This window comes from Burkholderia sp. BCC0097, assembly GCF_902832985.1.
Taxonomy (GTDB): domain Bacteria; phylum Pseudomonadota; class Gammaproteobacteria; order Burkholderiales; family Burkholderiaceae; genus Burkholderia; species Burkholderia orbicola.
Genome location: NZ_CADFDM010000002.1, coordinates 739,726 through 752,798, shown reverse-complemented (window position 1 = coordinate 752,798; position 13,073 = coordinate 739,726). Strand labels below are relative to the sequence as shown.

At 64.2% G+C, this 13,073-nt stretch carries 11 protein-coding genes; all 11 read left to right on the top strand.

Features of this window, described 5'->3' with window-relative positions; translation table 11 throughout:
* Window positions 1-147 precede the first annotated feature (147 nt).
* The 11 genes from HWX07_RS08645 (at window position 148) to HWX07_RS08595 (ending at window position 13,031) form a co-directional block, all read left to right on the top strand.
* Window positions 148-1,095, top strand: coding sequence for a DUF4880 domain-containing protein (locus tag HWX07_RS08645; RefSeq protein WP_175876163.1), 948 nt, complete (start codon window positions 148-150; stop codon window positions 1,093-1,095).
* 135 nt (window positions 1,096-1,230) lie between these two features.
* Window positions 1,231-1,695: an Lrp/AsnC family transcriptional regulator gene (locus tag HWX07_RS08640; RefSeq protein ID WP_122478310.1), complete on the top strand. Its 465-nt coding sequence runs from the start codon at window positions 1,231-1,233 to the stop codon at window positions 1,693-1,695.
* A 294-nt stretch (window positions 1,696-1,989) separates the two neighbouring features.
* Window positions 1,990-4,377 carry a TonB-dependent receptor gene (locus HWX07_RS08635; RefSeq protein ID WP_244129956.1) on the top strand — a complete coding sequence of 796 codons (2,388 nt, stop codon included), beginning with the start codon at window positions 1,990-1,992 and terminating at the stop codon, window positions 4,375-4,377.
* Complete coding sequence (locus tag HWX07_RS08630; protein WP_175875986.1) at window positions 4,367-5,155, top strand: energy transducer TonB; 789 nt, start codon at window positions 4,367-4,369, stop codon at window positions 5,153-5,155. Before HWX07_RS08635 ends, HWX07_RS08630 begins: the two co-directional genes overlap by 11 nt.
* Before the next feature lie 23 nt (window positions 5,156-5,178).
* A complete protein-coding gene (locus HWX07_RS08625; protein ID WP_027808560.1) occupies window positions 5,179-5,919 on the top strand; it encodes a MotA/TolQ/ExbB proton channel family protein in 741 nt (246 codons plus the stop codon).
* Window positions 5,920-5,930: 11 nt separating this feature from the next.
* Window positions 5,931-6,353, top strand: a complete 423-nt coding sequence (locus HWX07_RS08620) for a biopolymer transporter ExbD (protein ID WP_175875985.1) — start codon at window positions 5,931-5,933, stop codon at window positions 6,351-6,353.
* Window positions 6,350-8,152, top strand: a complete 1,803-nt coding sequence (locus HWX07_RS08615; protein WP_175876161.1) for an ABC transporter ATP-binding protein/permease — start codon at window positions 6,350-6,352, stop codon at window positions 8,150-8,152. Before HWX07_RS08620 ends, HWX07_RS08615 begins: the two co-directional genes overlap by 4 nt.
* Before the next feature lie 78 nt (window positions 8,153-8,230).
* A complete protein-coding gene (gene trxA / locus HWX07_RS08610; RefSeq protein ID WP_175875984.1) occupies window positions 8,231-9,451 on the top strand; it encodes a thioredoxin in 1,221 nt (406 codons plus the stop codon).
* 224 nt (window positions 9,452-9,675) lie between these two features.
* Window positions 9,676-11,034, top strand: coding sequence for a metallopeptidase TldD-related protein (locus HWX07_RS08605; RefSeq protein WP_175875983.1), 1,359 nt, complete (start codon window positions 9,676-9,678; stop codon window positions 11,032-11,034).
* A 49-nt stretch (window positions 11,035-11,083) separates the two neighbouring features.
* Window positions 11,084-12,571 (top strand): metalloprotease TldD, encoded by a 1,488-nt coding sequence (gene tldD / locus HWX07_RS08600; protein ID WP_175875982.1) that lies wholly within the window; start codon window positions 11,084-11,086, stop codon window positions 12,569-12,571.
* A gap of 31 nt (window positions 12,572-12,602) precedes the next feature.
* Window positions 12,603-13,031, top strand: coding sequence for a Fis family transcriptional regulator (locus HWX07_RS08595; protein WP_175875981.1), 429 nt, complete (start codon window positions 12,603-12,605; stop codon window positions 13,029-13,031).
* The last annotated feature ends 42 nt before the right edge of the window (window positions 13,032-13,073 follow it).

The following is a 13,073-nucleotide window of genomic DNA, read 5'->3' as shown; positions in this document are numbered from 1 at the left end:
ACCCACGCGCATTTCGCCGCATCGTTCGTTGCGATGCGCTCGTTACGGCGTGTTATGCTCCGCGCGAAACCGTGCTCCGGAATGAGCGGCTCGGCAACGGGCCGCGTTCGAGCGGCACGGCCGTTCGCCCTCGATTGATTGACGCTCATGAACGGTAACTCCACGCTCGATCCCGTGGCGCAAGAGGCGATTGACTGGGAAGTGAGGCTGCGCTCCGGCGAGATTTCGCAGGAGGAGCGCGACGCATTCCTGGCATGGCGGCGCGCGGACCCGGCCCACGAAGAAGCGTGGGCGCGGCTGCAGCAGCGGCTCGGCAGGCTGGGCCCGTTGCAGGGCACGTCGAGTACGGCGGTGCGGCGGGCGCTCGACGAGCCGTCGCGTCACCGCAGACGATGGCTGAAAGCCGGCGCGGGCCTGGGAGGCATCGTGCTCGCCGGGATCGGCACGCGTCAGCTCGTTTCGACGTTTTCGCTCGACGCGGACTACCACAATGGCGAGGTGGTCCCACAACGGGTCCAGTTCGACGGCAATGTTTCGGTCACGGCCGGCGCGGCCACGCGGGTGTATACCCATGCACGTGAGCAGGCCGACCTCTATCTGGCCGCCGGCCAGGTTGCAACCGATCCGAATCGCGCGGGCGATCAGCCGGTCGTCGTGACCACCCGCGACGGCATGGTCCGCACCGAGCGGGCGCGCGTGAGCGTGGACGTTCTGCGCCTGCATACCGTCGTGGCCGTGCAAGGCGGCGACGCGGTCCTGGCCGTGCCTCGCGGGCGCCGCTTGCGGGTGCCCGATGGATCGGCATGGTCGCTGTCCGGCGGGCAGATCGCCCGCATGCCCGAAACGTCGGCCGACATCTTCTCGTGGACACGCGGCACGCTGGTCGTGCTCGACCGCGCGGTGCCGGACGTGATCGAAACGCTGGGCCGTTACTTTGGCGGCTATATCCGGTTTCCGGAGGCCGCGCTGTCGCGCCGCGTGAGCGGCGTCTTTCCGCTCGACGACGCGCCGGCCGCACTCCGGCAACTGGCCGAAAGCCTCGGGTTTTCCCTGAATCTGTACGGCAACATGCTCGCCGTCGCCACACCTGCCTGAAATCGCAGGCAGCCCCTCCAGTCCCCTCCGAAATTTTTTCGATTCGCGGTGTCACTTTTCGCCGCTCGTTGCACAAGGTAATCAAGAGCGCATCGAATCGCTCGACATCAACCCGTGCACTCGAGTGGAGGAAGTGTGTTCGACGCTATCGACAAGGCCATATTGTCCGTGCTGCAGCAGGACAGCACGCTCTCGGTGGCCGAAATCGCCGACCGCGTGAACCTTTCGACCACGCCATGCTGGCGACGCATTCAGAAGCTCGAGCAGGACGGCGTGATCGCGCGCCGCGTGGCGCTTCTGGACGCGAAGAAGCTCAACGTGGGCGTGACCGTTCTGGTGGAAATCAAGACCGCGGAACATACCGCCGCATGGTTGCGGCGTTTCTGCGACGTGGTGGCGACGATTCCCGAAGTGGTGGAAGTCCATCGCATGAGCGGGCACATCGACTACATGCTCAAGGTCGTGGTGCCGCATATCGACGCGTACGACAGCGTATACAGGCGTCTGATCGGCGCGGTCGACATCTTCGACGTCAGTTCGAGCTTCGCGATGGAGACCATTAAGCAGACCACCGTATTACCGCTCGATTACATGCTGTGACCTCACGGGTCGCGCAGTTTATCGACAGGGACGGAGAAGGACGGAATTTCACCGGCGCGGCGGAAACCGCGGAATGGAATTCCAAAACGGGCGGCGCAACGGAATTGTTTCAAAAAAACATTCCAGGCCCGGACGATAGACTTGTTTCATCGATGACGCGTTCGGGCAGAGGCTGACCGAAGCCCGATTTGAAGCATGACGGTACTTTGCGACACGATGATGACGCGATTACGCGTAGGAATACTGACAGAACGGACGAAGAGCCAATACATTCGACAAGGGAGCGGTTCAAACGTGAAGCTCAACATCAGAACGCGCCGGGCCATCTCGAGCCAGGCATCAGGGGTTGCCATCGCGGTCGCCGTTGCACAGGTTTTCATTGCGGCGTCGGCGCATGCACAACAGGCTGCCCAGCATTCATGGCATCTCGCGAGCGGTCCGCTGGACCGTACGCTGGTCGAAATTGCGCAGGCGGCCAACGTGAGGTTGAGCTACGACGCGGGCCTCGTGCAATCGTTGAAATCGTCGCCCGTGGAGGGCAGCTACACCGCCGAGGCCGCGATTCGACAAGCGCTCCGAGGCACCGGCCTCGACCTTGTCGCGACGGGCAGCGGTGGTCTGACCATTCAGAAGGCGGTTGCGAAGCCGGCCGCGGCGGCGCCCGTCGCGGCGTCGGCGGCGGCAGCCTCCGTGGGGCCTGTCGATACCACGCTTCCGCTCATCAGCGTGGCAGCCAGCCGGGACTCCGGCGGCACCGGCTTCGTCGCGGAATCGTCGTCCACCTATGCGCGATCGGATGTGCCGCTGAGCGAGACGCCGAAATCGGTCAGCGTCATCAACGCGGCGGTGATCCAGAGCCAGGCCGCTCAGTCGCTCTCCGATGTGCTGAGGAATGCTTCCGGTGTCGTCACGCGGCCGGGGCCGCTGGGCGTGCCGCAGTACATGATTCGCGGGTTTGCTGCGGAAAACCTGACCTCGGACGGCCTCGCGACAGTCGGATCAGCGCCCAACGTCACGCCGACGATCGCGATCTCGAGCGTGGAAGTGATCAAGGGGCCGTCGGCGATCGTGAACGGTAACAGCCCGCCGGGTGGCGTGATCAATATCGTCAAGAAGACACCGCAGGCCGACCCGTTTCACGAAATCAAACTAGGCTATGGCACGTACGGTGACACGCAGATCGCGCTGGACACCACGGGCGCGATTACCGACGACAAGAAGCTCCGGTATCGCTTCATCATCTCGGGGGAGCGGGTCGGCCAGAATGCCATGGGGTATGACGGCCAGAGAAATTTCTACTTTGCGCCGACCGTGCAATGGAAGGATTCGACCACGGACCTGACGGTCGGCTATGAGCGCACGGTTGATCGCCAGCCGGTTCCGCAGTTCACGGTCGGTTATGCCGCGGGCGATATCTACCGAAACTATATCGATCGTCCGCTTGGCTCACCGTCCGACCACTTCGGCGCGCAAACCGACAATATTTTCTTTCACCTCGAACAAAAGCTCGGCAAGGCGCTGACCTTCGTGAGCAAGGGTTCCTATACGCGTACCCAGCAAACGCAGCAGGTTTGGGCGACGGCGACGACGCTCTCGCCGACCAATGGCGCGGCGTTCTTCAACTTCGATTCTATTTCGGATTACTACAGCTGGAGCTTCCAGAATTACCTGCGAGCCAAGTTCGATATCGGCGGTGTGAAGAACACCGTAATAGCAGGTTGGGATCTCAGTCGTTACAACCAGTATCAGGCTGACACCACGACCTCGAAATTCATTTCCGTTCTGAATGTTTTCGGCCCTCCTTCGTTGCCTTCGTCCGATACGGGGAACGTGGCGCCGACGTTCGGAAGTCACTTCGTGCAAACAGGGTTGTACCTTCAAGATCAGTTTTCCTACAGGAATTTCCACGCGCTCGCTTCCGTGCGGCGGGATACCTATCTGACGAATACGATCGGCGGCGACGGATCACCGGGAAACCATCAGAACGCTTATAGCCCAAGCGTCGGCCTACTCTATGAACTGACCTCCGAGGTTTCGGCTTATGCCAGCTATAACCGCGGCTTTGAGCCAGGCACGGCGACTCAATTCGGCGGCGGCATCCTTCCTCCGCAGATCAGCCAGCAAGTCGAAGTGGGCATGAAGTTCAATCTGCTGGACGACAAGCTGGCCATCACGACCTCGGCTTATCGCACCTCGTTCAGCAATTACAACGTTGCCGATCCGCTTCATCGCGGTTTCTATCTTCCCGCCGGCGGCGCCGTGAGCCGCGGATTCGAAGCGGAGATTACCGGGCAGCCGCTGCCTGGCGTCAATGTGGTGGGCAGCTATACGTACAACGACTTCGTGCAGCCCCCGGACACCAAGCTGGCGGTGAACCTCCCCAAGAACAGCGCCAGCCTGTGGGCGACCTACAACTTCCAGACCGAAAAGCTCCGGGGTTTCGGGGTCGGCGCGGGGCTCTTCTTCGCGAGCGGGCAGTACATCGGCTCGGGCTCGGCGTACCGCATCCCCAGCCAGGTGGAGACGGATCTCGGTGTGTTCTATCGGAAGAAAGGTTACGGCCTGAATCTTTCGATCAAGAACGTATTCAATCGCAAGCTCTACTACAGCAGCACGACGCCCAGCCTGATCCCGATGGGACCGGAGCGGACGGTCATGCTGACCGGTACCTATGACTTCTGATTCCTTGCCCGCCCGCACCTGGGACGACGTCGCCGCGCGCGAGAATCCGTCCCAGGTACCCCATGCACGCACACGCCGCATCGCGTGTGCCGCAGGGGTGCTGCTCGCCCATGCGCTGGGGCTGTACGTCGCAGTCCACCAAAGCGCGGTGACGCTCAGGCTCGAGGCCGGGCGTCCCGCGGGCGGCACGGTGCAGGTGCAATTGGTTGCCGCGCCGGCGCCGCGGCCCGCGCCAACCCCGCCTGCGCCGCCCAAGCCGCGGACCGAGCCACCGAAACCGGTGGCGCCGGCGAAGCCGGAAAAGGCGCACGTGTTGGCGTCGCACGCGCCGAGCCCGCGTACGGTCGAAGCGGCGCCCCAGGAGGCGCCGAAACCGGCCGAAACGCGGTCGGCCGCGCCGTCGCCCACGCCGCATCCCGCACCCGAAGCGGCGCCCGCGCAACCTGTCGCGCAACCCGCGCCGGGGCCGAACCTGCTGGACGCGCCTAAGCAAATCAGCGCGGGCGAGTTGAAGCAGTTGGGATGCCAGATACCGCGCCCCGACTACCCGGCGAAAGCGCGACGGCTGCAACAGGAAGGCACCGTGGTCGTGCATCTGAGCATCGGCACCGACGGCGCGGTGACGTCCGCGCGCGTGGCGCAGAGCAGCGGCTCGCCGCTGCTCGACGCGGCCGCCGTCGCGGCGATCCGTGCCGGCCGCTGTCACCCGTACGAGACCGCGGGCATCGCGCGCTCGGTCGAAGCTTCCCAACCCATTGCATTCAACCTGAACGACTGAACCCGCACCAATCGGAGCAATACATGGAACAGTATGGCATCGCCAACGTCTGGCAACAGGGTGACTTCGTTACCCGCTTCATCTTCGTTTTCCTGATCGGCATGTCCGTCGTCTCGTGGTTCGTGATACTGACGAAAGGATTCGCCAATCGGCGCCTCGAATCGCTCGGCAAGCGCGCGCAAACGGGTTTCTGGTCCAGTGCGTCGATCAGCGACGGCATCGCGGCGCTGGGCGAGCGCGGTGACAATCCTTATCGTGCGCTGGTGCTTGCCGGGCGCGAAGCGAATGAACAGCATGCGGGCAACGAACCGTCGATGCAGGGCAGCCTGAGCGCGAGCGAATGGGTGGCGCGCGGGCTGCGCAACGCATTCGACGATGAAGTCGCGCGCCTGCAGAACGGCCTGGCCGTGCTGGGCTCGATCGGCAGCACCGCGCCGTTCGTGGGGCTGTTCGGTACCGTCTGGGGCATCTATCACGCACTCATGGCGATCGGCATGTCGGGGCAGGCCAGCCTCGATCACGTTGCCGGCCCGGTGGGCGAGTCGCTCGTGATGACGGCGATCGGGCTGTTCGTCGCCATTCCGGCGGTGCTCGGCTTCAACTACGTGAACCGCGGCAACAAGCGCGTGAGCCATCGGCTGAACCGCTTCGCGCACGAGCTGCACGTGTATTTCGTCACCGGCGCAAAGGCCCGCGCCGACGCTAGCCGACCGGTCGGCGCACCAGTCGCGACCAAGCGCGCCACGCCCAACCTGGCCGCCTGAAGGAGCCCGCCATGTCAATGATTACCGATGGCGGCGGCGACGAAGGCGTCATGAACGACATCAACATGACGCCGCTGATCGACGTCATGCTGGTGTTGCTGATCATCTTCATCGTGACGCTGCCCGTCATCAACAAGGCGGTGAAGGTCGATCTTCCGCAGGCGGCGGCGCAGCCGGCCGTGTCGAAAACGCAGGACATCGATCTGTCGATCACGGCCGACAAGACGGTGCTGTGGAACAAGCAACCGGTCGACGCGGATGCGTTGAAGGCGCACGTGGCCGAGGCCGCGGCGCAGGGCGAGCCGCCCGCGGTCAACATCAACGCGGATCAGCACGTCGAGTACGGCAAGGTCGCGACCATTCTGGCGGCGCTCCAGGGCGGTGGTCTCAACAAGATCAACTTCGTGATGCAACCGCCCGAGGCGCACCAATGACGGTGAACGGCGCTTTCCCCGTTGACCGCGCGGAAGACGCGCAAGCGCGCCGCCGCTTTCCGCCGGTGTGGCGCCTGCTGCTGCCGTACTGGCGTACGCGCGAAGGCGTGTTCTCGCTGATATTGCTGATGCTCGTGATCGGGTCGAGTTGGGCCACGACGTACGTGATGCTGTGGAACAACAACTGGACCGGCACGTTCTACGATGCGATCGGTGCTTCCCGATTCAAGGTGCTGCCGGAGCTGCTCGTGCGTTTCCTGCTCGTGGCGATGGCCGGCGCGGTCGTGCAGATTACCGGGGTGGTGCTGCAGCAAATCGTGCAGATTCGCTGGCGCCGGTGGCTCACGACCTGGCTCGCCGAAAAATGGCTCGCACGCAACAACTATTATCGGATCGAACGCGACCGGGAACTCGAGAACGTCGACCAGCGTATCGCTGAAGACGTGAAGCTGTTCGTCAACGACACGCTGCTGCTGGGTCTCGGGTTTCTTTCGGTACCGGTCAGCGTCGTGTCGTTCAGCGTCGTGCTGTGGCGCATGGGCGGCCCGTTTCAAATGCACGTCGGCGGATCGTCATACGTATTGCACGGTTATCTGGTATTCGCCGCATTTGCCTACACCGCCGTCATTTTCGCAGCGACGCATTATCTGGGCCGCAGGCTCATCACGCTGACGGCCAGACAGCATCGTGTCGAGGGCGATTTTCGCGTGCTCATGGTGGGCGTGCGTGAATTCGCGGAACAGATCGCGTTCTTTCAGGGGCAAACGTCCGAGCATGGGCGTCTGCGGGCATCGTTTCGCTTCGTGGTATCGAATCTCTACGCGACGCTGTGGGTGAATACGCGCCTCTTATTCTTCACCAATATCGTCGGTCAGGTCAGTTCGGTCATTCCGACCTTGCTGGTGCTGCCGCAACTGATGTCGGGTGGGCTGACGCTCGGCGGGCTGATGAAGTCGAACGGCGCATTTCATTCCGTCACGGGAGCGCTGGCATTTTTTCCGCAAGTGTATCCAGGATTTACGTCGTGGCGTGCGGAGGCCAACCGTTTGCGCGAATTCCTGCACGTGAGCGAGCATGAGCCGCGGCAGGACATCGCGCTGGACGAAAGCCACACTGGAGCGGTCGCCGCGAGCGGGCTCGTCTTGCGCGACGCGTCCGGCGCCACACTGTCGCGCGTGCCCGACTTCGTGCTCCTGGCCGGCCGGCGGTGCCTCGTGCGAGGTCGCTCGGGGTGCGGAAAAAGCACGTTGCTGCGCGCGCTGGCCGGCCTATGGCCCTACGGCGAAGGCACGATCGTGCGTCCGGCAGTCGGCACGTTTTTCTTGCCGCAACGCAGCTATATCCCGCCGGGCACGCTGAAGGCGGCCGTGACCTATCCGCGCGACGCTTCGGCGTACCCGGACAGCGAATGCGAGGCACTGCTGCATGCGTGCGGATTGTCGACCTATGCCTCCCAGCTCCATGTGGAGGACCGCTGGAGCACACGGTTGTCCGGCGGCGAGCAACAGCGCGTGGCATTTGCGCGCGTGCTGCTCGCCAAACCTTCCACGGTGTTCCTCGACGAATGCACGTCCGCACTCGATAGCCAGAGCGAGAAGGAACTTTACGGTCTGCTAATCGAGCGTTTGCCTCAGGCCACGGTCGTCAGCGTCGCGCATCGCAAGGAACTGCTGGCGTTTCACGACACGACGCTCGATTTTCCCGCACCGGCGGCACCGGAAGCACGACAGGACGCGGCCGACGAAACGGAGGGCGCACACGCCGGCGGTCGCGCATCCGTCGGAACGCAACTGTGCTGAGCGCCACGATCCCAACCGACGCCGTGCATTTGAACAATGTACGGCGCGCCAACAAACGAAACAGGACAAGGTCGATCCATGAGCAATCTGAAAGCAGTGACGCTGGAAACCATCGAAGCCGACGTGATCAACAACCCGCTGCCCGTACTGATCGACTTCTGGGCGCCCTGGTGCGGTCCGTGCAAGGCGCTCGCGCCGACGCTGTCGAAAGTGAGCGAGCAGTTTCAGGGCAACGTGGCGTTCGTGAAGATCGACGTGGACGAGAATGAAGGCGTGCGAGAACGATTCGGTGTCCGCGGTATTCCGACACTGATCCTGCTGAGCGGCGGCAAGGAGCTCGGCCGCGTGGTCGGCAATCGCTCCGCCACGCAACTGGCCGGCTTCATCGACAATCACCTCGGCTCCGTGACGCCGTTGCCGGCGGCGATCGCCGTTGCACCGAATGCATTCGGCGGCAACGCCCAGCTCAAGACGGAACGCCTTGCCGCGTTGCGCGTGTGGCTGGATCGCAAGCGAGCCGCGCCTTCCGAAGCGATGTGGGACGGCGAAATCGGCAGCGCCATTCAGTTCGTCTGCAACACCGCGGACGTGGACGATTGCGCAAGAACGCTGGGTATTCCGGCCAACGTGCTGGCCGTGGTGGAATCGCTGTCGAGCTATCGCAGCACCCATCTGAACGGGGCGGAGTTCGTCGCGCAGTGGCTTGACGCCATTCCGGTGGGAGCGAATCTCTCGTGGCTGCCGCAAATGCTGGTCACGGATCTGCTGTCCGGCGACGAGATGACCGAGTTGATCGGCGGCGATGCGGCGTTGCTGTCGATTCGCGACCGGCTGGCCGCGCAGCATGACCCCGCTCGGGCGGAAGGGCTCCTGGACCCGGAACTGGCCGCGATCAAGCAGGCGCTCGCGAAAGCCGATACCACCCCGGCCGGCGCCGCACACGCGTTGGCGACACGGCTTCTCGTGTTGATCGCTCAGCCGCTCGGCGATGCCGGGATCGTCACCGATTTCATATTCGGCCTTGCGGGCGCGCATTGGGAGTTGTTGCGCGCGGCCTGCAACTGGACGCCCGACGACGACCGACGCTTCATGCAGCTCGCGGATGAAACGTCGAAGCGCGCGGTGGAGCGCGGCGAAGAGGCTTCGCAAGGCGACAAGACCCTCGAGCGAATCGGGCTGGTGGATGCTGAACTCATCGCGCGGTTTCGATCTCACTACGGCGAGGGCACGCAGGCCATGAAAAAGGCCGGCACGAGCATCGGCGATCGTTTGATCGCGATCACGCAGCGCTGCGCGTAAGTCATGTGAGAAAAAGCGCGCGTCGAACGTAAATTCCGGATACGCCGGCGTGCGCGCAAAACGATTCCACGAATTCGCGAGACGGTGATTTCTTTCGTAAAAAAATTCCGATCGCGCTCGATAGACTATTTCCAATGTGCTCCCGCTCGACATGACGCGAAAACGTCTCGCCAGATGAGCGGACTCATTGGGCACACGGCATTCCAACACTCGGAGTAATTTTCATGCATGACGGCGGTACGCAGTGGCGCGACGTGAAATCCAGCCTGGAGGCGGCGGCCGAATGTGCACTCGATCTCGCACGACGCGCAGGGGCCGACGGCGTTCGTGTGGAGGTCGATCATGTCGAATCGCGGACAGCCACCGTGCGCAACCGGATGCCGACCGAACGGAGCCTTCGACTGTCTTCATCTGTCTCGCTCGCGGTCTATCGCAATGGCCGACGCGGCGCGACGACCTCGTCCGATTTGTCCCCCGACGGCCTTGCCGGTGCGGTGGCGGCCGCCATCGACATCGCGTCGGTCACGGACGTCGATGCTGCTGCCGGCTTGGCCCCGGCGGACTTGCTCGCCACGGACTTCATCGATCTGGACTTGTATCATCCGCTCGATCTGTCGCTCGACGACATGCTCGACGACGCCCGTCGCGCGGAAGAGGCCGCATTTTCCACGAGCCCCGCCATCGTGACGACCAACGGCGCCAGCGTCGGGACTTCCGCGGGGTTGTCGCTGCTCGCGACCAGCGAGGGGTTCGGGCACAGCGTGCCGTGGTCCGCGCATTTCGTGTCGTGCATGCCCGTCGCCGCAGGCAGCGGCGAGAAGCAAATGGGATTCTGGAGCGACGGCGCGCGCGCCTATGTCGATCTCGACGCACCCGCACGGATCGGCACGCAAGCCGCGACGCGCGCGCTCGCGCTGCTGGGCGGCACGCAGATTGAAACGCAGCGTTGCCCCGTGTTGTTCGAGCCGATGGCCGCGATGTCGCTGCTCGGCGAATTCGTCAACGCGGCGTCGGGCGATGCGCTTTATCGGACGGGTTCGTACCTGACTCGCCGTCTCGGTACCCCAGTCTTTGCCGATCACATTCAGTTGTACGAAGATCCATTCGTCGCCAGGGGAATGGCGAGTCGCTGCTTCGACTCCGATGGCGTTGCCGTATCCCGGCGATCGGTCGTCGAAGCGGGTGTGTTGCGCGGCTATTTTCTTGGCTTGTACGCGGCCCGCCGTCTCGGCATGGCGCCGACCGGCAACGGCCGGGGTCCGCACAACCTCGAAGTGCTCAGTGCGAAAACCGCGAACTCGGACGGGATCGACGCGATGCTGGAAAGGCTCGATCGCGGCTTGTTCGTCACCGAGATGGCAGGCGGCGGCGTAAACCGGCTGACCGGCGATTTCTCGCGTGCCGCGAAGGGGTTTTGGGTGGAGAACGGCCAGATCCGCTTTCCGGTCACCGGCATCACGATCGCGTCGAATCTGAATGCGATGTTTTCCGGCCTGCTCGCCGTGGGGGCCGACACCGTGACCAGAGGGAGCTTCCGCACGGGTTCGTGGCTGATCGATGAAATGAGAATCGGCGGCAGCTGACGCGCGCGATGCGCGGCCATCCTTTCCTGTCACATACCGGTACGACACCATGCTGGACACGCACGAAACCCTGACTGACACCCGCGGCCCCTCGCTCGACGACATGCGTCGCGCGGCGTATACCGGGCTGCTCGACAAACACGGCATCGACGAAACGCATTTGTTCGCCGCGCTGAACAGCGCGCTCGGGCAGTCCGGCGACTTCGCCGACATCTATCTGAAGGAGTCGATCGCCGAATCGTGGTCACTCGAAGGCGGCGCCGTGCGGGGCGGCGCCTGGCAGTGCGATTCGGGATTCGGCATTCGCGTGCTGAACGGCGAGGAGACGACGTTCGCAAGTTCGCAACGAATCGGGGCTGACGCGTTGCGCACGATCGCGCGGCAGATTCGGTCGGGACCGGAGGTTCTTTCCCGCGTAACGCGTCGCGGCGAACCAGCCGGTTCCGCGGCGGCGCGATCGATCTATCTTCCGCGCGCCTCGCTTGGCGCGATCGGCGCGGAGCGGAAACTCGCGCTGCTCAAGCGCGTCGACGAACTGGCGCGTTCGAAGGATCGGCGCGTGGTCGAGGTCAACGCCATGCTCGCCGCGACGCACGAGACGGTGTGGATCGCGCGTTGCGACGGGCTCGGCGTCGGCGACGTGCGGCCCATGCTGCGGTTGGCGATCAACGTTCGGGTCAAATCGGGCGACCGGGTCGAAAGCGCGAGCGGCGGGATCGGCGGCCGCTACGGGCTCGCTTCGTGGTCGGACGACGACCTCCGCGCGCTGGTGCACGACCGCGTCGAAGCCGCGCTGACGAAACTGGATGCACGGCCCGCGCCGGCGGGAACGATGACTGTCGTCGTCGGGCCGGGCTGGAACGGCGTGCTGTTGCACGAAGCCGTGGGCCATGGTCTCGAGGCCGATGGCATACGGCGGAAGACCTCGGTGTTCGCGGGCCGCATTGGCGAGCGCGTGGCGGCGCGCGACGTCACCATCGTCGACGACGGCACGCTCGAAGGCCGCCGCGGCTCGCTCAATGTCGACGACGAGGGCTGTCCGACGCAACGCACGGTGTTGATCGAGGACGGCGTGTTGCGCGGCTGCATGCAGGATTCGCTCAACGCACGACTGATGAACATGCGGCCGACGGGCAATGGCCGCCGCGAGGGTTATGCGGTGTTACCGATGCCCCGTATGACCAACACGTTCATGCTCAACGGCGATCGCGAGCACGAGGAGATCATCGCGTCGGTAAAGCGCGGGATATACGTGGCGGGGCTCGAGGGCGGGCAGGTCGACATCACGAGCGGGCAGTTCGTGTTCGAGGCCTCGGAAGCATTCCTGATCGAAAACGGCAAGCTCTGCGCACCGGTGAAAGGCGCGACGATCACCGGCAACGGGCTGGAAACGATCCAGAAAATCAGCATGGTCGGCAACAACCTCGAACTCGACACGGGCCGCGCCGTGTGCGGCAAGGCCGGCCAGTCGGTGCCCGTGAGCGTGGGGCAGCCTACCGTTCGCGTGGACGACATGACGGTCGGCGGCACGGCATGACGAATGCGTGCGGACGGATGGCGAGCCGAAGATGAGAGGGTGGACGCAGCGTCTCGACCAGTCGAGGGTCCGGTCGCGGGCTGACAAGACGGAACTTCTGCCTTTGCCGAAAGCCATTCGCGACGCGCTTTCGCTGGAGTATCACCTTCAGCTCGAAGCGCTGCGCGCCGGGGCCGGCTCGCTGACCGCGCTGCGCATCCTGCTGCGGGTGGCGATGGCCGCGGCGATCCTGCGCGAGCTCGGCTACGGCGGGCAACGCCTGCACGCGGCCGACGAATACGAGCGCATTGCCGGCTATGCCTATGAATCGGGAGAGGAAGGCCGCTACGGATTCGATTCGGCCGCCTTCCGCGTGTTCGCGGCGCTCGTGACGGATCACGACTCCCAACTGGAGACAGCGCCCGTCCGGGTGATCGACATCGTCGCACGACAACTGGAGCGACCCGGTGCGGCGCAGTGAAAGCGGCACGTTCGCGACAACGAACGGCAGGGGAGGATGTCA

Excerpts from the sequence above, each read along its gene's own strand:
- HWX07_RS08645 (WP_175876163.1), top strand. The coding sequence starts at position 148 with ATGAACGGTAACTCCACGCTCGATCCCGTGGCGCAAGAGGCGATTGAC.
- HWX07_RS08605 (WP_175875983.1), top strand. The coding sequence starts at position 9,676 with ATGCATGACGGCGGTACGCAGTGGCGCGACGTGAAATCCAGCCTGGAG.
- HWX07_RS08625 (WP_027808560.1), top strand. The coding sequence starts at position 5,179 with ATGGAACAGTATGGCATCGCCAACGTCTGGCAACAGGGTGACTTCGTT.
- HWX07_RS08620 (WP_175875985.1), top strand. The coding sequence starts at position 5,931 with ATGTCAATGATTACCGATGGCGGCGGCGACGAAGGCGTCATGAACGAC.
- HWX07_RS08595 (WP_175875981.1), top strand. The coding sequence starts at position 12,603 with ATGAGAGGGTGGACGCAGCGTCTCGACCAGTCGAGGGTCCGGTCGCGG.
- trxA (WP_175875984.1), top strand. The coding sequence starts at position 8,231 with ATGAGCAATCTGAAAGCAGTGACGCTGGAAACCATCGAAGCCGACGTG.
- HWX07_RS08630 (WP_175875986.1), top strand. The coding sequence starts at position 4,367 with ATGACTTCTGATTCCTTGCCCGCCCGCACCTGGGACGACGTCGCCGCG.
- tldD (WP_175875982.1), top strand. The coding sequence starts at position 11,084 with ATGCTGGACACGCACGAAACCCTGACTGACACCCGCGGCCCCTCGCTC.
- HWX07_RS08615 (WP_175876161.1), top strand. The coding sequence starts at position 6,350 with ATGACGGTGAACGGCGCTTTCCCCGTTGACCGCGCGGAAGACGCGCAA.